The organism is Amycolatopsis sp. WAC 01375, from assembly GCF_003947325.1.
Classification (GTDB): Bacteria; Actinomycetota; Actinomycetes; order Mycobacteriales; family Pseudonocardiaceae; genus Amycolatopsis.
The window spans coordinates 319,623-340,682 of the sequence record NZ_QHHW01000054.1; the positions used below are offsets into that span (position 1 = coordinate 319,623).

Sequence of the window (21,060 nt, forward strand, 5' to 3'; positions counted from 1 at the left end):
GCCACGGCGGCCCCCATTAGTCACCGCTAGGAAGGCCGTTCGCCTGCTATGACCAGCGACAGCGTCACTGCCCCCGTCCCGAGCAAGTTCGCCATGCTCGGGCTGACCTTCGACGACGTGCTGCTGCTGCCGGCCGAGTCCGACGTGGTGCCCAGTGCGGTCAGCACCCGCACCCGGCTCTCCCGCAACGTCACCCTGAACATCCCGCTGGTCTCCGCCGCCATGGACACGGTCACCGAAGGCCGGATGGCGATCGCGATGGCGCGCCAGGGCGGAATGGGCGTGCTGCAGCGCAACCTGCCGATCGACGACCAGGCCGCCGCCGTCGAGGTCGTGAAGCGTTCCGAGGCCGGCATGGTGACCGACCCGGTCACGTGCTCGCCCGAGGACACCCTCGCCGAGGTCGACGCGTTGTGCGCGCGGTTCCGGATCTCCGGTGTGCCGGTGACGGACGCGGCCGGAAACCTGGTGGGCATCATCACCAACCGCGACATGCGGTTCGAGGTCGACCACACCCGCCCGGTGCACGAGGTGATGACGAAGCCGCCGCTGGTCACCGCGCAGGTCGGCGTCACCGCGGAGGCCGCGCTCGGCTTGCTGCGCCGCCACAAGATCGAGAAGCTGCCGATCGTCGACGGGGCAGGCAAACTGCGCGGGCTGATCACGGTCAAGGACTTCGTCAAGACCGAGCAGTACCCCAACGCCTCCAAGGACACCAACGGCCGCCTGATCGTCGGTGCCGCCGTCGGCGTCGGCCCGGACGGCCACAAGCGCGCGATGGCGCTGGCCGACGCCGGGGTCGACGTGCTGATGGTGGACACCGCGCACGGGCACTCGCGCGCCGTCGTCGAGACCGTCGCGCTGCTGAAGAAGGAACTGGGCGACACCGTCGACATCGTCGGCGGCAACGTCGCGACCCGGGCCGGCGCGCAGGCGCTGGTGGAGGCGGGCGCGGACGGGATCAAGGTCGGCGTCGGCCCCGGTTCCATCTGCACCACCCGCATCGTCGCCGGGGTCGGCGTGCCGCAGATCTCCGCGATCTACGAGGCCGACCAGGCGGCGCGCCCGGCCGGGATCCCGGTGATCGGCGACGGCGGCATCCAATACTCGGGCGACATCGCGAAGGCGATCGCGTCCGGCGCGTCCACCGTGATGCTCGGCAGCCTGCTCGCGGGCACCGCCGAATCGCCCGGTGACCTGATCCTGGTCAACGGCAAGCAGTTCAAGACCTACCGCGGGATGGGTTCGCTGGGCGCCATGCAGTCGCGCGGCCAGGCGAAGTCCTACTCGAAGGACCGCTACGCCCAGGACGATGTGCTGAGTGAGGACAAGCTGGTCCCCGAGGGCATCGAGGGGCGGATCCCGTTCCGCGGGCCGCTCGCGAACGTCGTCCATCAGCTGGTGGGCGGGCTGCGGTCCGGCATGGGTTACGCGGGTGCGTCGACGATCCCCGAGCTGCAGGAGGCGCAGCTGGTGCGGATCACCGCGGCGGGGCTCAAGGAGAGCCACCCGCACGACATCACGATGACCGTCGAGGCGCCGAACTACACCACCCGGTAGTCCGCCCTTTAGGACGCTTACGCGTTCGGTTCCGTTCTCGGGAGACTTGGTCCGCTGATCAAGTCTCCCTGGGAGGAACCGATGTCCTTTACTTCGCGGCGCACCGCGCTGGCCGTCTTCGCCGCCGCGGCCCTCGGGCTCGGCGGCGGAGTGGCGGCTTCCGCCGTCCCCACCGCTTCCGCGGCGCCTTCCGCACCCGAGGCCGCCGCTCTCCAGGCGTCACCGGGTGAGCTGTGGAAGCGCACCGAGCTGTACTTCGGGACGACGAAGCCGGGCGGCGGGGAGCTGACCGACGCCGAGTTCGCCGCGTTCACCGACAAGGCCGTCACACCGAGGTTCCCGGACGGGTTCACCGAGCTGACCGGGCGCGGCCAGTGGCGCAGTTCGGACGGGGTGATCTCGCGGGAGAGGTCGAAGGTGATCATCGTCGTGTACCCGTTCACCGACCGCGAGGCGAACCGCGAGATCGAAGAGATCCGGACCGACTACAAGAAGGCCTTCTCGCAGGAATCCGTCCTCCGGACCGACTCCGTGGAGAAGGTCTCCTTCTGACCCTCGAGTCCCACGTGCCCCACCCGAGCGCCTTTAGCGGGCTAAACGTGAAACAGGTGGGGCACGTGGGGCCGGTGTGACTTCGGGCCCGGTTCGGGTGCCCCGTGCGCAGGTCACCCACGCGGCCTAGCGACAATGGGGTGTAACGGTCGTCGGTGAGAAGGGACTTGACGTGCGGGATCTGGTCGAGATCGGCATGGGCCGCACCGCGCGGCGGGCGTATGACCTCGATGACGTGGAGATCGTGCCGTCGCGGCGCACCAGGTCGTCGTCGGTCGTGTCCACCGCCTGGCAGATCGACGCGTACCGGTTCGAGCTGCCGCTGGTCACCCACCCCACCGACGCGATCGTGTCGCCGGGAACCGCGGTGGCCGTCGGCGAGCTCGGCGGGCTTGGCGTCCTCAACGCCGAAGGGCTGTGGGCGCGGCACCCGAACGTCGAGGACGCGATCTTCCGCCTCGTCCGGGCGGCCGAGGACACCGAGGACCCGACCGCGATCGTGCGTGAGCTGCAGGAACTGCACTCCGCCCCGATCCGGCTGGACCTGCTGTCCGAGGCGATCAAGACCGTCCGCGAGTCCGGGGTCACGGTGGCCGCGCGGGTCAGCCCGCAGCACGCCGCCGAGCTCACGCCGGACCTGCTCGCGGCGGGTGTCGAGATCCTGGTCGTGCAGGGCACGATCATCTCCGCGGAGCACGTCCAGCGTGACGTCGAGCCGCTGAACCTGAAGGACTTCATCGGACGGCTCGACGTCCCGGTGATCGCGGGCGGCGTCAGCGACTACCGCACCGCGATGCACCTGATGCGCACCGGCGCGGCGGGCGTCATCGTCGGCCACGGGGCCAGCCGCGGCGTGACGAGCACCGACAGCGTGCTCGGGATCGGGACGCCGATGGCGACCGCGATCGTCGACGCCGCGGCCGCGCGCCGCGACTACCTCGACGAGACCGGCGGCCGGTACGTCCATGTGCTCGCCGACGGCGGGATGAGCGTGTCCGGTGACATCGCCAAGGCCATCGCCTGCGGTGCCGACGCGGTCATGCTGGGCGCGCCGCTGGCCGCCGCCTCAGAGGCGCCGGGGCAGGGGCTGTACTGGACGTCGGCGGCCGCGCACCCGTCGCTGCCGCGTTCGCGCGTGGCGCTGGGGCCGGACTACGCCGTCGACCTGAAGACGCTGCTCTTCGGGCCGTCCTCGGACGCTGAGGGCGTCGTGAACCTCTTCGGCGCGCTTCGCCGCGCGATGGCGAAGACGGGCTACTCGGACCTGAAGGAGTTTCAGCGGGTCGGCCTGACCGTTCGCCGCTGACGCTCGCTCCCCGGCCCGGATCGCGTTTAGCCCGCTAAACGCGATCCGGGCCGCTTTGCGTTCACGTGCCCCAGGAGTCACAGCAGCCCCAGGCGTCCCTCCTGTGTCACGTTTAGCCCGCTAAAGGCGCTCTGGCGGCCGGGGGCGGTAGTGGGCCGAGCCGAGCGCTCGGGCGATCTTTCGCTGGAGGTCCCGCAGGATCGGGAGGGTTTCGTCGTCCGCGAAGCCGGTGGTGATCGACCAGTCCATACCGGAGCCGAAGACGTCGCTGGCGAACACGATCTCCGTGGCGATCAGGCTCTTGCGCCATTCCGAGGCGCGTAGCGGTTTTTCGTCGGCCAGCGCCGCGCGCAACCTTCGCGCCTGCTCGAAGAGGTCGGGCACGTCCTTGAAGCCCATCGCGACGGCGAGGTCGTCGGTGCAGGCGGCCGGTCCACCCCATTCCGCCAGGCCACAGCGCAGTACCGTGCGCTCGTCACGCGTCAGGTCGATCGTCACCGGGGTATCCGTATCCACCGATCGATGATGCCTCAGCCGCGTTCGCGCATCCGGGTGGAAGGTAACTGGCCGGTAACTTACCTCTGGTCAGAAGTGGTGGCCGAGGTTACAGTCCAAGGTGTGACTGCCAGTAACACCACCACTGAAGGCGACTTCGACTACGACGTGATCGTCGTCGGCTCCGGGTTCGGCGGGAGTGTCGCCGCCCTTCGCCTGACCGAGAAGGGCTACCGCGTCGCCGTCATCGAGGCGGGCCGCCGCTTCGCCGACGACGAGTTCGCGAAGACGTCCTGGGACCTTCGCCGCTACGTCTGGGCGCCTCAGGTCGGCTGCTTCGGCATCCAGCGCATCCACATGCTCAAGGACGTCATGGTGCTCGCCGGCGCGGGCGTCGGCGGCGGCTCGCTGGTCTACGCGAACACGCTGTACCGCCCGTTGAAGCCGTTCTACGTCGACCCGCAGTGGTCCCACATCACCGACTGGGAGTCCGAGCTCGGCCCGCATTACGACCAGGCCAGCCGCATGCTGGGGGTCGTCACCAACCCCAGCGTCACGCCGTCGGACGTCGTGATGAAGGGCGTCGCCGAGGACATGGGCGTCGCGGACTCGTACCACCCGACGCCGGTCGGCGTGTACTTCGGCAAGCCGGGGGAGCGCGCCGAGGATCCGTACTTCGGCGGCGCGGGCCCGGCGCGCACCGGCTGTACCGAATGCGGCGCCTGCATGACCGGCTGCCGCGTCGGCGCCAAGAACACGCTGGTCAAGAACTACCTGTACCTCGCGGAGAAAGACGGCGCGAAGGTCATCCCCCTGACCACGGTGAGCGCGATTAGCCCGCTAAACGCAGGTGGGTACGAGGTGAGCATCAGGAAGACCGGGACCACCTCGCGCAAGTTCCGGCACAAGCTCACCGCCGCGCAGGTGGTGCTCGCCGCCGGCACCTGGGGCACGCAGAACCTGCTCCACGGCATGCGTGACACCGCCAAGCTGCCGAAGCTCTCGCCGCGCCTCGGTGAACTGACCCGGACCAACTCCGAGGCCATCATCGGCGCGGCCCGCACCTCGGTCGACGAGGAACGGAACTTCAGCCGCGGCGTCGCGATCACGTCGTCGATCCATCCCGACGACAACACGCATATCGAGCCTGTCCGCTACGGCAAGGGCAGCAACGCGATGAGCCTGCTCCAGACCATCGCCACCGAAGGCGATTCGACGGTGCCGCGCTGGCGTCAGGCCGTGAACTTCATGGTCAAGCACCCGGTCCAGACCGTGAAGCTGCTCAACGGCTACCGCTGGAGCGAGCGCACGGTGATCCTGCTGGTGATGCAGAGCCTCGACAACTCCATCACCACGTACACCAAACGCGGGCTCTTCGGCCGCCGCAAGTACACCTCCAAACAGGGCCACGGCGAGCCGAACCCCAGCTTCATCCCCGCGGGGCACGAGGCCAACCTTCGCACCGCCGAGCGCATCGGCGGGATGGCGGGCGGCACCTGGGGCGAGATCTTCGACATCCCGCTGACGGCGCATTTCATCGGCGGCGCCCCCATCGGCACGTCGCCCGACAACGGCGTGATCGACCCGTACCACCGCGTCTTCAACTACCCCGGCCTGTCCATTGTGGATGGTTCGGCGATCACGGCGAACCTCGGCGTGAACCCCTCGCTGACGATCACCGCGCAGGCCGAGCGGGCCTTCTCGTTCTGGCCCAACAAGGGCGAGCGGGACAGCAGGCCGTCACAGGACTCGCCGTACGCGCGGCTCGAACCGATCGCACCGAAGAACCCGTCGGTTCCGGCGGACGCGCCCGCGGCGCTTCGGCGCTAGCCCGGACCCCACCCCGCCGCCACCCTCAACGGACAGGCTTCGCCTGACGGTAGATTCGAAGATGTGACAGCTTCCGAACGCGCACACGCCCTGCTGAACCGCGTCCGCGCCCTCCATGACGAGTGGGAGCGCGTCGTGCGCGGGATCGACGAGGAGGCCGTGCGCGGCCCCAGCGCGCTGCCCGGCTGGACGCGAGCGCATCTGCTGTCCCACCTGGCGCGGAACGCAGACGGCCTGGTCAACCTGCTCACCTGGGCGAAATCGGGTGTCGAGACGCCGATGTACGCCGGTGAGTCGGTCAGGGACCACGACATCGAGAAGGGTGCGTACCGGTCCGTCGAGGAGATCGCCGAGGACGTCGTCGGCTCCGCCGCGCGTTTGGTCGAGGTCGCGGAAAGCCTGCCGGACGGCGCGTGGCAGGCCCGGGTGCGCGCCAGGCAAGGACGTGACATCTCGGCGGAGTTCGTGCTCTGGCTCCGGCTCTCCGAAACCTCGATCCATCTCGCCGATCTTGACTTCGGCTACGACTTCGCCCGCGTCGCCGATCTGCTCGGCGACGAGTTCGACACCGTCGTCGGCAACGCCATCGGGATGTACGGCGGCGAACTGCCCGCCGTGCTCCTGGTCGCCGCCGAAGGCAACGGGTATCGCCACGAGTGGCGGATGAGCGAAGGGGAGCTGACGACGTTGACCGGGACCCGCGGCGAGGTATTGGCCTGGGTCACCGGTCGCGGCGATGGTTCCTCTTTGGACGGTGCCGTGCCCACGCTCCCGCGCTGGCTGTGACGGCACCGTCCAAAGAGGACGGCATCAGCTCCGGAACGAGTCGACGCCGAACTGCTTGGCGATGTCGTCGAGCATGGCGTTCGCACCCTGCAGGCTCACCGAGGTGAACCACGTGGTGTCGTTGACGTCGATCTTCTTTCCCTTGAGGGTGCCCCAAAGCGGGTTCGACTGGAACTTCGTCATGGGGTTCTCGGCCTGCTTGGTCTCATCGGTGTAGCTCGCGATGAAGATCGCCTCGGCGTCGAGCTTCCCGATCTCCTCCTGGCTCAGGTCGTTGGAGATCTTCGTCTTGTTGTCCGGCTGGCCCGCGGGACGCTGGATCCCGGCGTCGGCCATCACGCTCCCGGGGAACGACGCGGTGCTGTAGAGCCGCACCGTCGGCTCCCCTTCGATGAAGCGGACCACGGAGGCTGTCACCGGCTTGCCGAGCTTCGCCTTCACCGCGTCACCGACCTTGCGGGCCCGCTCCTCGTAGGACTTGATCTTCTGCTCCGCCAAGGCTTCCTTGCCCAGCGCCTTGCCGAGCATCCGGACGTTGTCCTTCCAGGTGGCCCCGGTGGTCTGGCTGAACACCGTGGGTGCGACCTTGCTGAACTCCGCGTAGAACTTCTCGTGCCGCACCTTCGCGGAAACGATCAGATCCGGCTTGATGTCGTACAGCTGCTCGATGTCCGGGCTCTCGAGTGCGCCGATCTCCTTGGCGCCCTCGGCGTACTTGCGGTCGTCGCCAAGGTAGTCCGGCAGCTTGTCGTAGTTGCGATATTTGGTGTACGCCACCAGTTTCGTCTCGAGCGCCAGCGTGGCATCGACGTAGCTCGAGTCGAGCGCCGCGACGGTGGCGGGCTGCTTCCCGATCTGGGTCGACCCCATCACGTGTTCGACGGTTCGCGGGAATCCACTTTGGCCGGTGCCGGTGGAAGCGGCTTCCTGTTCACCGCCACCGCATGCGGAGAGTGCCAGGCAGGCTGTCACGGCGAGGGCGAGGACTGCGCGCCGGGGTGGGGTCATGGGTCACTCTTTCTGTGCGGTTAGGCTTTCCTAACCGGAGCATAGGATGGCGGATGTCCACAGTGGAAGTTCGTGTTGGGAAGGCGACAGCGGGAGCCCTGCTCGTCACACTTCTGGCTGTGATCTGCGTCGCGAGCATCGCCCTCGGTGCGCGTTCGATTCCTTTGGGTGTCGTCTGGGACGCCATCTTCCATCCCACGGGTGTGCCGGATCATCTGATCGTCCGTTCGTTACGCGTCCCGCGCACGCTGCTCGGCGTACTGGCGGGCCTCGCGCTCGGCGCGGCCGGCGCGCTCATGCAGGGCCACACCCGGAATCCGCTCGCCGACCCCGGCTTGCTCGGTGTCACCCAGGGCGCGGCGTTCGCGGTCGTCCTCGCGGTCGTCGTGCTGGGCATCGACGACCTGTACGCGTTCATCTGGTTCGGCTTCGCCGGCGCCTTGATCGCGAGCGCCGTGGTGTTCCTGCTCGGCGCGGTCGGCGGCCGCGGCGCCACCCCGGTGACGCTCGCGCTGGCCGGAGCCGCGGTGAGCGCCCTGCTCAACGGCGTCATCTCCGCGATCGTGCTCGGCGACGACCGCGGGATGGAGACCTACCGGTTCTGGCACGTCGGTTCGATCGCCGGTCGCGACCCCGCGATGATCGGCCAGATCGCCCCGTTCGTGGCGGCCGGCCTGCTCCTCGCGGTCATCAACACGCCGGGGATGAACACGCTGGCGCTCGGTGACGACGTCGCCGTCGCGCTCGGACGGCGGGTCGGGCGCATGCGGTTGCTCGGGGTCGCCGCGATCACGCTGCTGACCGGTGCCGCCGTCGCCGCCTGCGGGCCGATCGCGTTCCTCGGCCTGCTGGTCCCGCATTTCGCGCGGGCGATCAGCGGCCCCGACTACCGGTGGCTGGTGCCGTTCTCCGCGGTACTCGGCGCGATCCTGCTGCTGGCCGCGGACCTCCTCGGCCGCGTCGTCGCCTCGGACAACCTGGAGGTCGGCATCATGCTGGCGGTGCTCGGCGTGCCGGTGTTCGTCCACCTGGTCCGCAAGAAGGGCTTGGCACGGATATGACGGCTCCCAAGGTGATCTCGTTCGGCCCGGCGGCCTGGACCGTCCGGCCGAGGACACTCGCCGTCGTGACCCTCGCGGCGGTCGCGCTGGTGCTGGTCGCGGCCCTGAACATCGGCATCGGCACCTCGCACATCGGCCTCGGTGACGTCCTGAAGACGCTGTTCGGTGGTGGCACCGCGCGGGAACGCGGGATCATCTTCGACCTGCGGATGCCGCGTACCTTGACCGCGATCGGCGTCGGCGCGGCCCTCGGGCTGTCCGGCGCGCTGTTCCAGACCATCGCCAGGAATCCGCTGGCCAGCCCGGACATCCTCGGCATCACCTGGGGCGCGGGTGTCGGCGCGGTCGGCGTGATCGTCGCGGGCGGCACCGGCGGCCAGGTCAGCGGACTGGCGAGCACGCTGGGCGTCCCGCTCGCGGGGTTGGCGGGCGGCGTGATCGCGGGAATCCTGCTGTACGCGCTTTCGTGGCGGCGCGGGATCGACGGCTACCGGCTCGTCCTGATCGGTATCGCGCTGTCGGCCGTCGGCTACAACCTCGTCTACTGGATGCTGACCATCGGAGACGTCGACAACGCCGCGCGGGCGACAACGTGGATCGTCGGCAGCCTCGCCGACGTCGGCTGGGAATCGGTCGCGCCGGTCCTGCTCGCACTGGCCGTGCTCGCGCCGATCACGCTGGTCGCCGGGCACACCATCGGCGGCCTGCAGTTCGGTGACGACACCGCGCGCGGCCTCGGTATCCGGGTCGACGCCGCCCGCGCGACCCTGCTGCTGCTCGGCGCGGCCTTGGCCGCCGTCGCCACCGCGGCCGCCGGCCCGATCACCTTCGTCGCGCTGGCCACCCCGCAGATCGCCTTGCGGCTGGTCCGCTCGGCGCAGCCGCCGCTGTTCGGATCGATGGTCCTCGGCGCGCTGCTGACCGTCGGCGCGGATTTCGCCGTCCGGGTGACGCCGGGCCTGTCCGGGCTGCCGGTCGGGGTGCTGACGGCGATCCTCGGCGCGCCCTACTTGATCTTCCTGTTCGTCCGCAGCCGTAAGGAGGAGCGCGCGTGAAAGCCAGACTGCGTGCCCGGGAATTGGAACTCGGCTACGGCGAAACGCCCGTCGTGACCGGCCTCGACCTCGACGTCCTCGACGGGACCGTCACCGCGATCATCGGCCCCAACGGCTGCGGCAAGTCGACGCTGCTGCGCGCGCTGGCCAGGTTGCTCAAACCGCGGCAGGGCGCGGTGCTGCTCGACGGCGAGCGGATCGAAAAGCTGCCGACCCGTGAGGTCGCCAAGATCATCGGCCTGTTGCCGCAGACGCCGTCCGCGCCCGAAGGGCTGACCGTCTCCGACCTGGTCCGGCGGGGGCGGCATCCGCATCAGAGCTGGTACCGGCAGTGGTCGTCCTCCGACGACGAGGCGATCGAGCGGGCGCTGCGGCTGACCGGGATGGACGAACACGCCGGCCGGGTCGTCGACCAGCTTTCCGGCGGGCAGCGGCAGCGGGCGTGGATCTCGATGACGCTGGCACAGGAGACCGGGCTGCTCCTGCTCGACGAACCGATCACCTACCTCGACCTCGCGCATCAGATCGACGTGCTGGACCTGGTGTACCGGCTGCACAACGAACGCGGGACCACCGTGGTGATGGTGCTGCACGACCTCAATCTCGCCGCCAGGTACGCGGACAAGCTGGTCGCGATGCGGGACGGCCGGATCGTCGCGCAAGGGCCACCCGCGGAGGTCCTCACCGAGCCGCTGCTCGACGAGATCTTCGGTCTGACGGCGAAGGTCATGGCCGATCCGGTGTCCGGCACGCCGCTGGTCGTGCCGGTGAGCGCACACCTTCGGGGGTAGGGCCGCAACCTGCCCGCCCGCTGGGCGTCTAACGGGCATGGAGAGAAGGGCGTTCCTCAAGCTCGCCGGCGCGACCGTGGCCGGGGCGGCCGCGACGGCGTGTTCCGCCGCCCCTCCCGCGCAGGCGCCCAGCTCGGCTCCGGGCACGTCCTTGCCGCCGAGCACCAGTGTCACGCCGCCGTCCGGCCCGCCGGACTGGGCGGCGTTGCGGAACAAAGTCTCGCTGCTCCTGCCCGGGGATTCCGGTTACGACAGCGCCAAGCGCGTGTTCAATCCGGCCTTCGACGGCCTCAAGCCCGCTGCCATAGCGAAATGCGCCAAGCCCGAAGACGTGCAGGCGGCCGTTTCCGCTGCCGCGAGACGGGTTCCCATCGCCGCGCGCAGTGGTGGGCACAGTTACGCCGGTTACTCGGTTCCCGACGGTGGTTTGATGATCGACCTCGGTGGAATGTCCTCAGTGGACGTTCAAGGTGAACAGGTCGTGATCGGCGCGGGCGCGAAACTAAAGGACGTCTATGCCACGCTCGGTGCCGCCGGCCGTTGCCTGCCCGCGGGTTCCTGCCCCAGTGTCGGGATCGCCGGGTTGACGCTCGGCGGCGGAATCGGCGTCCTGGCGCGAAAATACGGTCTCACCTGTGATCATCTGGTGTCCGCGCAGGTCGTCACAGCGGACGGGAAGCTCCGCACGGCGTCAGCGGACTCCGAACCCGAATTGTTCTGGGCGTTGCGTGGCGGGGGAGGCGGGAACTTCGGTGTCGTCACCTCGTTCGCCTTCCGCACGGATCCGGCGCCGTCGGCCGTTTCGGTGTTCTCCTTGCGTTTCCCGGCGGGCAGCGCGGACGATGTCGTCGCCGAGTGGCAGCGCTGGCTTCCCGAAGCCCCGCCGGAGTTGTGGGCGAATGTCGTGCTGTCTGGAGGTTCTCCGGTCGGCGCGCGGATTTCCGGTTGCTACGTGGGCGATTCCGCTTCCTTGGGCAAGCTGCTGAACGGATTCTCCGGTGCGACGCGTTCCGTCAAGCAGCTCGACTATCTCGGCGCCATGAAGTACTTCTCCGGCAGCGAGAACCGTCAGTCCTTTGTGGCCTCATCGCGGATTCTCGGCGAACCGGTGGATCCCGCGAAGCTGACGTCGATCCTCGACGGCAGGCGTGGCATGGACCTGCTGGTCGACGGTCTCGGCGGCGCCGTCGCCGACATCGCCCCGGACGCCACCGCGTTCTGGCACCGCAAAGCGATCGGCAGTGTGCAGATCTACAGCCAGGCGGACGCGCGCAACCGTTCCGTGGCAACGGATTCCGTCGCGGAAGTGGTGACGGGGCTCGGGCTGGACGGAGGTTACGTCAACTACATCGACCCCGCCCTGCCCGACTGGATGACCGCCTATTACGGCGGCAACGCCGCCCGCTTGAAGCAAGTGGCGAAGACCTACGACCCGGACAAGGTGTTCGGGTTCGCGCAGGCCGTCACCCCGGACTAGAGGTCGATGCCGGTGAAGACGGTGACCCTTTCCTCGGTGAGGTCGTGCATCGCGGCGAGGACGCCTTCCCTGCCGACACCTGATCCCTTCACGCCGCCGTACGGCATCTGGTCCGCGCGATAGGACGGGACATCGCCGATGATCACGCCGCCGACTTCGAGTTCGGTCGACGCGTAGAAGGCCAGATGCACGTCGCGCGTGAACACGCCGGCCTGTAAGCCGTACGCGGATTCGTTGACCGAAGCGAAAGCCTCGTCGACATCGTCCACAATGGACACGGCGAGCACCGGGCCGAAGATCTCTTCCGCCCAGGCCTTTGTGGACGGTGGCACGTCGGTGAGCACGGTCGGCTCCACCGTCGCGCCGTCTCGCTTGCCGCCGGTGAGGATCTTCGCGCCCGCGGCGACGGCCTCGTCGATCCAGGCGACGATCCGTTCCGCCGCGGCCTCGTCGACGACCGGGCCCACGTCGGTGTTCTTGTCGTACGGGTCACCGGTTCGCTGTGCCCGCACGGCTTCCACCAAGGCGGGCACGAACTCCTCGGCCACTTCGCGTTCGACGATTACCCGCTGCACGGCGATGCAGGACTGCCCGGCCTGGTAGTTGCCGAAGGTCGCGATGCGCTCCGCGGCGCCCTCCGGATCCGGCCAGTCGCGGAGCACGACGGCGGCCGCGTTGCCGCCGAGTTCGAGCACGACGTGCTTGCGCGGCGCGGCATCCGCGATCGACCAGCCGACCGGACCCGAACCGGTGAACGACACGACCGGCAGACGGGGATCCGCGACGAGCACCGACGTCTCCTCGTTGCCGAGCGGCAGCACCGAGAACGCGCCTTCCGGCAGATCCGTCTCCGCCAGGATCTCGCCGAGGATCAGCGCGGACAACGGCGTGCGCGGCGCGGGTTTGACGATGATCGGCGCGCCGACCGCGAGCGACGGCGCGACCTTGTGCGCCACCAGGTTCAGCGGGAAGTTGAACGGCGCGATACCCAGCACCGGGCCGCGCGGGATGCGCCGGGTCAGTGCCAGCCTGCCCTCGCCCGCCGGATCGGTGTCCAGGCGCTGCAGGTCACCGCTGAACCGGCGGGCCTCCTCGGCGGCGATCCGGAACACCGACACCGCGCGCCGCACCTCGGCGTCGGCCCACTTGAGCGGCTTGCCGTTCTCGGCGGTGATGACCTCGGCGATCTCCTCGGCCCGGCCGGCGATGACGCGCGAAACGTGGTCGAGCGCCGCGGCGCGGCTGTGCGCCGAGGAACGGCGAAACTCCTTCGCGACGCTCGCCGCCGCGCTCACCGCTCGTTCGACCTGCTCCGGTCCTGGCACCGCGACGGTGGCGACTTCGCTGCCGTCAAAGGGGTGATGCACGGTGACCGTCGAAGCGCCCTGCTCGGGGCGTCCGGCGATCCAGGCGGGGCGCGGCTCCGGGGTGATCATGTCCATGGGGACAAGGTATTCCAGCTATGGCTTGACGAGCACCTTGAGCGCTTCGCGGTCCGCCATGGCGCGGTAGCCGTCGGGGACCTCTTCGAGCCCGATGATCCGGTCGAAGACCTTGCCCGGCTGATACCGGCCCTCGACGACGTCTTCGAGCAGTTCGGGGATGTAGTGGCGCGCGGGCGCCACGCCGCCGGTGACGGTGATGTTGCGGCGGAAGAGCGACGGGCCGATCGGACCCTCGGCGTACTGCGGCACGCCGACGCGGCTGACCGTGCCGCCGGGGCGGACCGCGCCGACGCCCATCTCGAAGGCGGGCTTCGTGCCGACGCATTCGAGAACGGTGTGCGTGCCTTCGCCGTTTGTCAGCTCTCGGACCTTCTCGATGCCTTCGTCGCCGCGCTCGGCTACGACGTCTGTCGCGCCGAACTCGCGGCCGAGGTCCGTGCGGGTCCGGTGACGGCCCATCAGGATGATGCGCTCGGCGCCGAGCCGCTTCGCCGCGAGGACCGCGGAGAGGCCGACGGCGCCGTCTCCGATGACGGTGACGGTGGTGCGCTCGTTCACGCCCGCCTTCACCGCGGCGTGGTGGCCGGTCGCGAACACGTCGGAGAGCGTGAGGAACGAGGCGAGCAGGTCGTCGTCCTCGGTGTGCGGCAGTTTCACCAGCGTGCCGTCGGCCTGCGGGACGCGGACGGCCTCGCCCTGACCGGCGTCGACGCCCTTCGCGCCCCAGTTGCCGCCGTGCAGGCACGAGGTGTGGAGGCCTTCGCGGCAGAACTGGCACGTGTTGTCGGAGTAGACGAACGGCGCGACGGCCAGATCGCCCGGCTTGAGCGTGGTGACGTCGGAGCCGACGGCCTCCACGACGCCGAGGAACTCGTGGCCGATCCGGACGCCGCGGTCGCGCGCGGGCATGCTGCCGTACGGCCAGAGGTCGCTGCCGCAGATGCAGGAGCGGACCACGCGGAGGAGGGCGTCCGTCGGTTCGCTCAGCTTCGGGTCCGGGACGGTCTCGACGCGTACGTCGCCGGCGCCGTAGATGAGAGTCGCTCGCAAGACGGGGTCCTTTCCTCGGCTGGCCCCAGTATGGGCGCGTCGCGTTTAGCCCGCTAAACGCGCTCTGCTCGAGGACGGGACCGGTAGAGGTCTCGCAGGAGGAGGACCTCGGCGCCGTGATGGATGGCCTCGCGGTTGATGTGCAGGACGAGCGTCGCGAGCGGGTACTCCGCGTACGGGCCCTCGGCCTCGCCGCAGGGGCGCGCGAGGTCTTCGGCGGTGAGGCCGCGGACGCCGTCCCGCCAGCGCGCGTAGGCGTCGTCGAGCTGCTCCAGCGCTTCTTTCGCGGAGCCTGCGTAGGGGAAGGTCTGGTAGTCGGCGGGCGGGCCGCCGAAATGCGACGCGTTCCGCATCGCGAAGACGCCGATGACGATGTGGGCGAGCCGCCAGGCGATCGTCGTCACCGGCGGCGGCGACGGCTCCGGATACGCCCAGTCGATCGTGAAAGCGCCGTTCTCGTCCGGCCGTATCGTCCAGCAGTCCTCGACGGGCTCCCAGAGGTATTCGTCGTCGGTGAGGGTGTCCAGCCGGGGCCGGAGATGCCGCGTCCAATGCCAGTCGAGCTGTTCGGAGAGTTCCTTGCTCCAGTCGATGTCCATGTCCCGGACGGTAGGACGCCTCGCGGTCATCCGCTGTCCTGAATCGTGAGGGGGTTGGCGGCGAGGTGACCCGGCCCACCTGGGACGATGGTAGGGAAGCGTACTGCTCTGATCTGGAGGTTTCAGGTGCCAAGTCCCACCGGTCCGGTACTCGTCGTGGACTTCGGGGCGCAGTACGCGCAACTGATCGCGCGCCGCGTGCGCGAGGCGCAGGTCTACTCCGAGGTCGTCCCGCACACCGCCACCGCCGAGGACATCCTCGCCAAGGACCCCGCCGCGATCATCCTTTCCGGTGGCCCTTCCAGCGTGTACGCGGAGAACGCCCCCGCCCTCGCGCCCGGCCTTGTCGACGCGGGCGTGCCGATCCTCGGGATCTGCTACGGCCACCAGGTGCTCGCGCAGGCCCTCGGCGGCACGGTCGAACCGACCGGGATCCGCGAGTTCGGCCGCACCGAAGTCCGCGTCGCCGGTGAAGGCGGCGTGCTGCACGCCGGCCTCCCGAGCAACCAGCCCGCCTGGATGAGCCACAACGACAGCGTCACCAAGGCTCCCGAGGGCGCCACCGTGACCGCGTCGAGTGACGGCGCCGCCGTCGCCGGGTTCGAAGACGTCGAGCGCCGCTTCGCCGGCGTCCAGTACCACCCCGAGGTGCACCACTCGCCGCACGGCCAAGAGGTGCTCCGCCGCTTCCTGCACGACATCGCGGGTATCAAGCCGCAGTGGACGACGTCGTCCATCGTCGACGACCAGGTCAAGCGCATCGCCGAGCAGGTCGGCGACGGCCGCGCGATCTGCGGGCTCTCCGGCGGCGTCGACTCTGCTGTGGCCGCGGCGCTGGTCCAGCGCGCCATCGGTGACCGGCTGACCTGCGTGTTCGTCGACCACGGTCTGCTCCGCTCCGGCGAGCGCACCCAGGTCGAGCGTGATTTCGTCGCCGCGACCGGGGTCAACCTGGTGACCGTCGACGCACGCGACCGGTTCCTCGACGCGCTGGCCGGGGTCACCGACCCCGAGGAGAAGCGCAAGATCATCGGCCGCGAGTTCATCCGCGTGTTCGAGCAGGCCGAGCGCGACCTCAAGGCCAAGGGCGACTACAAGTTCCTTGTCCAGGGCACGCTATACCCGGATGTCGTCGAATCCGGCGGCGGCGAGGGCGCGGCGAACATCAAGAGCCACCACAACGTCGGCGGGCTGCCCGACGACCTGCAGTTCGAGCTGGTCGAGCCGCTGCGCCTGCTGTTCAAGGACGAGGTGCGGCGCGTCGGGCTGGAGCTCGGGCTGCCGGAGACGATCGTGCAGCGGCAGCCGTTCCCCGGCCCGGGGCTCGGCATCCGGATCATCGGCGCCGTCGACGCCGAGCGGCTCGAGACGCTGCGCGCGGCCGACGCGATCGCGCGTGAGGAGCTCACCGCGGCCGGGCTCGACGGGGAGATCTGGCAGTGCCCGGTGGTGCTGCTGGCCGACGTCCGCAGCGTCGGTGTCCAGGGCGACGGGCGGACCTACGGGCACCCGATCGTGCTGCGGCCGGTGTCTTCCGAGGACGCGATGACCGCGGACTGGACGCGGCTGCCCTACGAGGTGCTGGAGCGGATCTCGACCCGCATCACCAACGAGGTCGCCGAGGTGAACCGGGTGGTACTGGACGTCACGTCCAAGCCGCCGGGCACCATCGAGTGGGAGTGACCGCACCCGCTCCGACTTGCGTTTAGCGGGCTGAACGCGATCTGTCAGGCCCTGGGCACCCAGGCGACCGGATCGCGTTTAGCCCGCTAACTGCGCTCTGGCCTCTTGGGCACCCGCGCGGGCCGGATCGCGTTTAGCCCCCTAAACGCGATCCGGTGCGGTCGGAGCGCGGCGGCCGCCGGATCGCGATTAAGGGGCTAAAGTCGCTCCGCTCCGGGGTGCGGGCAAGGCGAAGGCCCCGGCGAGGGGCCGGGGCCTTCGGAGTGGGGTGGATCGTGAGCGGGGCCGCTAGCGGCGGCTCTTGCGCAGCGAAGCGGCGAGAAGCAGGACGCCGACGAAGATCGCCCCACCCGCCATGACCCACCGGAAGTCGAACTGCGGGAGCCACGAGGCGCCGTCCGAGAGGACGTAACCCGACACCAGCAGCGTCGCGATCCCGATGATCAGAGTGAAGACGTCCACCCCGCGCTTCGCGGGCTGCGACGATTGAGTCTGCGTGCTGTCGTAGTTGTCGTAGTCGTACTCAGCCACGACGCACCTCCACGTTCCCGACCCCGGTTTCGACCTTCACAGTGATCTTCTGTCCATTGGTGCCCGGCGACGTGAAGTCGACGACCTCCTCGCCGACCCCCGAACGCGACTGGCCTAGGCAGTCGATGTCGCCCGCTCCCGTCTCGCAGGAGACCTTCACTTCGGCACCCATCGGCACGAGCACCGTCGAGTTACCGGCTCCGTTCGAGACCGTCGTGCTCACCGAAGCCCCAGCGGGCAGCTTGGTCAGGTCGATGTCGATGTTCCCCGCCGAACGGTGGTACTCAGGCAGCACCTCGGACACCTGGCTCGGCGTGTCCTTCAGGTCGCCGACGCCGCCCTTCACGGAGAAGTTCTCGAACGGGACCGTGGTGAGCGCCATCCCGACGATCGCCAGCGGCACCGCCAGCCCGATCAGCCCGCGACCGCCCCGGACGAACGCACCGGCCACCAGCCCGATACCGACCACGCCAAGGGTGAGCCCGACGACGTGCTGCGGGGTGAACCACGCCTCGCCGTCCAGACCCAGAACGGTGCCGACCCCGCCGACCAGCACGGCGATCCCGAAGGTCGCGGCGCCGATCTTCGACTTCCGGCCGCGAGGCGCCGGCGGCGCGGGAGGCGGCGGAGGGGTCTGCGGCGGCAGCCCACCGGACGGCGAAGCGTTCGGCAGGTCCCAAGCCGACGGGTCGGCCGCGAGCGGGTCCCAGCCGCCTTCGGTCGCCGTCGAGGTGGAAGCCGCCGACGCCGACGCCATCGAGAACGCGGCCGTCGGATAGGCCGGAGCGGGCACCGTCGGCCGGTTGAACTGACCGCGGTTGCGGTGCAGCAGGTACAGCGCGACGGCCATCAGCGCCAAGCCGATCAAGCCGGTGCCGTCGGTCATCCAGCCGCCGCTCAAGGTCCAGGTGAGACCGGGGAAAAGCAGGAGCAGCAGCATCACCGCGAACGCGGGCGAGCTCGACGCGCGCCCCCGGCCGATCAGGCTCTCGAACGCGGAAACGGGGTCGCCCTCCTGCGGCAGGAACAGCCAGCCCAGCAGATAGACGAAGACGCCGAAACCGCCGAACACGGTCGCCGCGACCAGCGCGACACGGACCACGGTCGGGTCGATGCCGTACCGGTAGCCGATGCCGGCGGCCACACCGGCGAACTTGCGGCCCGCCACCGGGCGGACCGGCCTGCTCCGCCAGAAATCCTTGACGGTCTCCTCGAAGCCGGCCGCGGGGCCGCGCTTCGGAACCTGTGTCTCACTCCCACTCATGCCACAAAGAATGCGCTCCGGCGGGCCCTCGCCACATCCGGGAACGTCCCTGAGGTTTCCCCAGCGGGAAGAGTCAGGGGTTTCCCCGATGGATCAGTACCCCACTCCGTGTGACCATGGAGTACGTGCAGGAATCCGCCCCCAACGACCTCGCCGGACAGGTGAAGCCGACGATCATCGAGCGCCCGCTGGTGCCCGTCGCCGGCAGCCTGTCCCCGGCACCGTTCGAGCCGCCCAAGATGTACCGCCGCCGCTCCGGCCGCGCCATCGCGGGTGTCGCCGGCGGTCTCGCCGACCACCTCGGCGTCAAGGTGCTCTGGGTCCGGACCGCGTTCGCGTTGCTCGCCGCGCTGAACGGCGTCGGTCTTCTCGCGTACGGCCTGCTGTGGGTTTTCGTCCAGCAGCAATCCGGTGAGGTCGAGCCGGAGAAATCCGCGCCGAAGGACAAGCAGCAGGCTTTCGGCCTGATGGCGCTGGGTGTCGGCCTCGCCGTCGCCAGCGGCACGCTGACCGGCTTCATCAGCGGCTGGGTCGCCATTCCGCTGGCGCTCGCCATGATCGGCGCGGCCGTCGTCTGGCGGGAGGCCGACGAGTCGCAACGACGGCGCTGGCGCCTCGGCGCCAAGGGCGGTGTCGCCACGGCGTTCCTCGGCGGCGGGGGCTGGTCGGCCGCGATCCGCGTGGTCGCCGGCGTCGCGCTGGTGATGGCGGGCATCGGCGTCGTCGTCCTGCAGAGCGGCAGCATCGACCAGGTCAAGTTCGCGCTGGTCGCGGTGATCGCGACGCTGTTCGGGGTGGCCGTGCTGACCGTCCCGTTCTGGCTGCGCCTGGTTCGCGATCTGTCCGACGAGCGCACCGCCCGCATCCGCACCGACGAACGCGCCGAGATCGCCGCGCATCTGCACGACTCGGTCCTCCAGACCCTCGCGCTGATCCAGAAGCAGGCGGATTCGCCGCGTGAGGTCGCCCGGCTCGCGCGCGGTCAGGAACGCGAGCTGCGCGGCTGGCTGTACGGGCCGTCGGGGTACGGCAAGAACAAGAAGACCGAGGAAGAGGCCATCAGCGGTCAGCTGTCCGAAGTACTCGCTGCCGCGTGCGGCGAGGTCGAGGACGCGTTCGCGATCTCGGTGCAGCAGGTCGTCGTGGGGGAGGCAACGCTGAACGAGCCGCTGACCGCGCTGGTCCAGGCGGCGCGCGAAGCGATCGTCAACGCCGCCAAGCACGCGGGCGTCGACGAGGTCAGTGTGTACGCCGAGGTCGAGCCGACGGCGGTGACGGTTTTCGTGCGGGACAGAGGCAAGGGGTTCGACCCCGATGTCGTGCCGAGCGATCGGCACGGTCTCGCCGATTCCATCCGGGGGCGGATGGAACGGCACGGGGGCAAGTGCAAACTTCGTACCGCACCGGGTGAAGGAACCGAGGTCCAGCTGGAGATGCCGGTCAAGGCGGGGAAGGGCGCGGCGTGAGGTCGCTATGCTCACGGGACAGGGCGAGCGAGGGAGCATCGTGACGGAGAACCAGCAAACGCGGGAGCCGGTCAAGGTCTTCCTCGTCGACGACCACGCGCTCTTCCGCGCCGGAGTGCGCACCGAACTGGATTCGATCACCGACGACGTCCGCGTGGTCGGTGAGGCGGGCTCGGTGGCCGAGGCGGTCGCGGGCATCGCTCGGACCAAGCCGCAGGTCGTCCTGCTCGACGTGCACATGCCCGACGGTGGCGGCGCCGAAGTCCTGCGCCGGATCCGGCCGGAACTGCCGGACGTCGTGTTCCTCGCGCTGTCGGTCTCCGACGCCGCGGAGGACGTGATCGCCGTGATCCGCGCGGGGGCGCGGGGGTACGTCACGAAGACGATCTCGTCGAAGGAACTCGTGCGCGCCGTCGTGCGGGTCTCGGACGGTGACGCGGTGTTCTCGCCGCGGCTGGCGGGCTTCGTGCTCGACGCCTTCGCCGACCGGCCGGGTTCCGCGCCGATCAGCGACCCGGACCTCGACCTGCTGACGCCGCGGGAGCGCGACGTGCTGCGGCTGCTCGCGCGCGGGTACGCGTACAAGGAGATCGCGTCGGAGCTGTTCATCTCGGTGAAGACCGTCGAGACGCACGTGTCGAGCGTGCTGCGGAAGACGCAGCTTTCGAACCGGTACGAGCTTTCGCGCTGGGCTTCCGACCGGCGTCTCGTCTAGGTGGCGCCTGTCCTCATCGGCCTGGTGGCCGTGTTCTTCCTCGGCATGGGGCTGCTCGGGCTCGCCGCGCCGGGGCGGCTCATCCGGCCGTTCGGCATCACGCTGGAGTCGGCGACGGCGCGGACCGAAGTGCGCGCGGTGTACGGCGGCTTCGGTGTGGCTGTCGCGGTGCTGCTCGGGTTCGCGGCTTTCGACGTCGGCGGGATCCAGCGGGGTGCCGCGATCGCGGTGGCCGTCGCACTCGTCGGGATGGCCTTCGGGCGGCTGGTCGCGCGGTTCGCGGAACGACCGGAGCGGTTCTACCCGAGCTGGCTCTATTTCTGGGTGGAGCTGGTCATGGCCGCCCTGCTCGTCGTCGCGGTCGCGTCGCCTTTAGCGGGCTAAAC

General features: G+C 69.6%; 20 protein-coding genes. 13 read left to right on the top strand and 7 right to left on the bottom strand.

Translation table 11 applies throughout. The annotated features are described in order from the left end of the window. Positions 1–48: 48 nt before the first annotated feature. From guaB to DL991_RS36555, 3 genes are all read left to right on the top strand, one after another. The gene (gene guaB / locus DL991_RS36545) at positions 49–1,560 is read left to right on the top strand and encodes an IMP dehydrogenase (protein ID WP_125788873.1); all 1,512 of its coding nucleotides are present in this window, start codon (positions 49–51) and stop codon (positions 1,558–1,560) included. Between the two features lie 81 nt (positions 1,561–1,641). After that, a complete protein-coding gene (locus tag DL991_RS36550; RefSeq protein WP_125788874.1) occupies positions 1,642–2,112 on the top strand; it encodes a DUF3574 domain-containing protein in 471 nt (156 codons plus the stop codon). Positions 2,113–2,284: 172 nt separating this feature from the next. After that, positions 2,285–3,418 (top strand): GuaB3 family IMP dehydrogenase-related protein, encoded by a 1,134-nt coding sequence (locus DL991_RS36555; protein ID WP_125788875.1) that lies wholly within the window; start codon positions 2,285–2,287, stop codon positions 3,416–3,418. A 120-nt stretch (positions 3,419–3,538) separates the two neighbouring features. Here DL991_RS36555 and DL991_RS36560 read toward each other — a convergent pair whose 3' ends face one another. Continuing rightward, entirely contained in the window at positions 3,539–3,934 is a 396-nt protein-coding gene (locus DL991_RS36560) for a hypothetical protein (RefSeq protein ID WP_233599204.1), read from the bottom strand. A gap of 102 nt (positions 3,935–4,036) precedes the next feature. On the opposite strand from DL991_RS36560, the gene DL991_RS36565 reads away from it, so the two are divergent. Together DL991_RS36565 and DL991_RS36570 are read left to right on the top strand one after the other, a co-directional pair. Then, positions 4,037–5,743 (top strand): GMC oxidoreductase, encoded by a 1,707-nt coding sequence (locus DL991_RS36565; protein ID WP_125788876.1) that lies wholly within the window; start codon positions 4,037–4,039, stop codon positions 5,741–5,743. A 63-nt stretch (positions 5,744–5,806) separates the two neighbouring features. Further along, positions 5,807–6,529 carry a maleylpyruvate isomerase N-terminal domain-containing protein gene (locus DL991_RS36570; RefSeq protein ID WP_125788877.1) on the top strand — a complete coding sequence of 241 codons (723 nt, stop codon included), beginning with the start codon at positions 5,807–5,809 and terminating at the stop codon, positions 6,527–6,529. Positions 6,530–6,553: 24 nt separating this feature from the next. Here DL991_RS36570 and DL991_RS36575 read toward each other — a convergent pair whose 3' ends face one another. Next, positions 6,554–7,537 (bottom strand): ABC transporter substrate-binding protein, encoded by a 984-nt coding sequence (locus tag DL991_RS36575; protein WP_199754216.1) that lies wholly within the window; start codon positions 7,535–7,537, stop codon positions 6,554–6,556. Positions 7,538–7,590: 53 nt separating this feature from the next. Between DL991_RS36575 and DL991_RS36580 the strand changes: the two genes are divergently transcribed. Genes DL991_RS36580 through DL991_RS36595 form a run of 4 tightly spaced genes read left to right on the top strand, consistent with a single transcriptional unit; the run spans position 7,591 to position 11,921 of the window. Further along, positions 7,591–8,598 carry an iron ABC transporter permease gene (locus DL991_RS36580; protein ID WP_233599205.1) on the top strand — a complete coding sequence of 336 codons (1,008 nt, stop codon included), beginning with the start codon at positions 7,591–7,593 and terminating at the stop codon, positions 8,596–8,598. Beyond that, positions 8,595–9,653 carry an iron chelate uptake ABC transporter family permease subunit gene (locus DL991_RS36585; protein ID WP_125788878.1) on the top strand — a complete coding sequence of 353 codons (1,059 nt, stop codon included), beginning with the start codon at positions 8,595–8,597 and terminating at the stop codon, positions 9,651–9,653. Before DL991_RS36580 ends, DL991_RS36585 begins: the two co-directional genes overlap by 4 nt. After that, positions 9,650–10,444, top strand: a complete 795-nt coding sequence (locus DL991_RS36590) for an ABC transporter ATP-binding protein (RefSeq protein ID WP_125788879.1) — start codon at positions 9,650–9,652, stop codon at positions 10,442–10,444. The genes DL991_RS36585 and DL991_RS36590 overlap by 4 nt, the downstream gene beginning before the upstream one ends. A gap of 37 nt (positions 10,445–10,481) precedes the next feature. Then, positions 10,482–11,921 (top strand): FAD-binding oxidoreductase, encoded by a 1,440-nt coding sequence (locus tag DL991_RS36595; protein ID WP_233599206.1) that lies wholly within the window; start codon positions 10,482–10,484, stop codon positions 11,919–11,921. Here DL991_RS36595 and DL991_RS36600 read toward each other — a convergent pair. From DL991_RS36600 to DL991_RS36610, 3 genes are read right to left on the bottom strand one after another with little or no spacing between them, the layout of a single operon-like run. After that, positions 11,918–13,363: an aldehyde dehydrogenase family protein gene (locus tag DL991_RS36600; protein WP_125788880.1), complete on the bottom strand. Its 1,446-nt coding sequence runs from the start codon at positions 13,361–13,363 to the stop codon at positions 11,918–11,920. The genes DL991_RS36595 and DL991_RS36600 overlap by 4 nt on opposite strands. 18 nt (positions 13,364–13,381) lie before the next feature. Beyond that, complete coding sequence (locus DL991_RS36605) at positions 13,382–14,416, bottom strand: zinc-dependent alcohol dehydrogenase family protein (RefSeq protein ID WP_125788881.1); 1,035 nt, start codon at positions 14,414–14,416, stop codon at positions 13,382–13,384. Between the two features lie 53 nt (positions 14,417–14,469). Beyond that, positions 14,470–15,015, bottom strand: a complete 546-nt coding sequence (locus DL991_RS36610; protein ID WP_125788882.1) for a DinB family protein — start codon at positions 15,013–15,015, stop codon at positions 14,470–14,472. Positions 15,016–15,141: 126 nt separating this feature from the next. On the opposite strand from DL991_RS36610, the gene guaA reads away from it, so the two are divergent. Continuing rightward, complete coding sequence (gene guaA / locus DL991_RS36615; protein ID WP_125788883.1) at positions 15,142–16,698, top strand: glutamine-hydrolyzing GMP synthase; 1,557 nt, start codon at positions 15,142–15,144, stop codon at positions 16,696–16,698. Positions 16,699–16,986: 288 nt separating this feature from the next. Here guaA and DL991_RS36620 read toward each other — a convergent pair whose 3' ends face one another. Together DL991_RS36620 and DL991_RS36625 are read right to left on the bottom strand one after the other, a co-directional pair. After that, the gene (locus tag DL991_RS36620) at positions 16,987–17,229 is read right to left on the bottom strand and encodes a hypothetical protein (protein ID WP_125788884.1); all 243 of its coding nucleotides are present in this window, start codon (positions 17,227–17,229) and stop codon (positions 16,987–16,989) included. After that, complete coding sequence (locus DL991_RS36625) at positions 17,222–18,493, bottom strand: PspC domain-containing protein (protein WP_125788885.1); 1,272 nt, start codon at positions 18,491–18,493, stop codon at positions 17,222–17,224. Before DL991_RS36625 ends, DL991_RS36620 begins: the two co-directional genes overlap by 8 nt. 110 nt (positions 18,494–18,603) lie before the next feature. Here DL991_RS36625 and DL991_RS36630 point away from each other — a divergent pair, with 110 nt between their 5' ends. From DL991_RS36630 to DL991_RS36640, 3 genes are read left to right on the top strand one after another with little or no spacing between them, the layout of a single operon-like run. Continuing rightward, positions 18,604–19,959: an ATP-binding protein gene (locus tag DL991_RS36630; protein WP_125788886.1), complete on the top strand. Its 1,356-nt coding sequence runs from the start codon at positions 18,604–18,606 to the stop codon at positions 19,957–19,959. Positions 19,960–19,966: 7 nt separating this feature from the next. Next, complete coding sequence (locus DL991_RS36635) at positions 19,967–20,674, top strand: response regulator transcription factor (protein WP_125680018.1); 708 nt, start codon at positions 19,967–19,969, stop codon at positions 20,672–20,674. Continuing rightward, positions 20,675–21,058, top strand: coding sequence for a DUF4345 domain-containing protein (locus DL991_RS36640; protein ID WP_125788887.1), 384 nt, complete (start codon positions 20,675–20,677; stop codon positions 21,056–21,058). The last annotated feature ends 2 nt before the right edge of the window (positions 21,059–21,060 follow it).

What these genes read in the sequence shown, in the direction of transcription:
- guaB (WP_125788873.1), top strand. Translation starts at nt 49, where the DNA reads ATGACCAGCGACAGCGTCACTGCCCCCGTCCCGAGCAAGTTCGCCATG.
- DL991_RS36550 (WP_125788874.1), top strand. Translation starts at nt 1,642, where the DNA reads ATGTCCTTTACTTCGCGGCGCACCGCGCTGGCCGTCTTCGCCGCCGCG.
- DL991_RS36575 (WP_199754216.1), bottom strand. Translation starts at nt 7,537, where the DNA reads ATGACCCCACCCCGGCGCGCAGTCCTCGCCCTCGCCGTGACAGCCTGC.
- DL991_RS36580 (WP_233599205.1), top strand. Translation starts at nt 7,591, where the DNA reads ATGTCCACAGTGGAAGTTCGTGTTGGGAAGGCGACAGCGGGAGCCCTG.
- DL991_RS36585 (WP_125788878.1), top strand. Translation starts at nt 8,595, where the DNA reads ATGACGGCTCCCAAGGTGATCTCGTTCGGCCCGGCGGCCTGGACCGTC.
- DL991_RS36595 (WP_233599206.1), top strand. Translation starts at nt 10,482, where the DNA reads ATGGAGAGAAGGGCGTTCCTCAAGCTCGCCGGCGCGACCGTGGCCGGG.
- DL991_RS36600 (WP_125788880.1), bottom strand. Translation starts at nt 13,363, where the DNA reads ATGGACATGATCACCCCGGAGCCGCGCCCCGCCTGGATCGCCGGACGC.
- DL991_RS36610 (WP_125788882.1), bottom strand. Translation starts at nt 15,015, where the DNA reads ATGGACATCGACTGGAGCAAGGAACTCTCCGAACAGCTCGACTGGCAT.
- DL991_RS36625 (WP_125788885.1), bottom strand. Translation starts at nt 18,493, where the DNA reads ATGAGTGGGAGTGAGACACAGGTTCCGAAGCGCGGCCCCGCGGCCGGC.
- DL991_RS36635 (WP_125680018.1), top strand. Translation starts at nt 19,967, where the DNA reads ATGCTCACGGGACAGGGCGAGCGAGGGAGCATCGTGACGGAGAACCAG.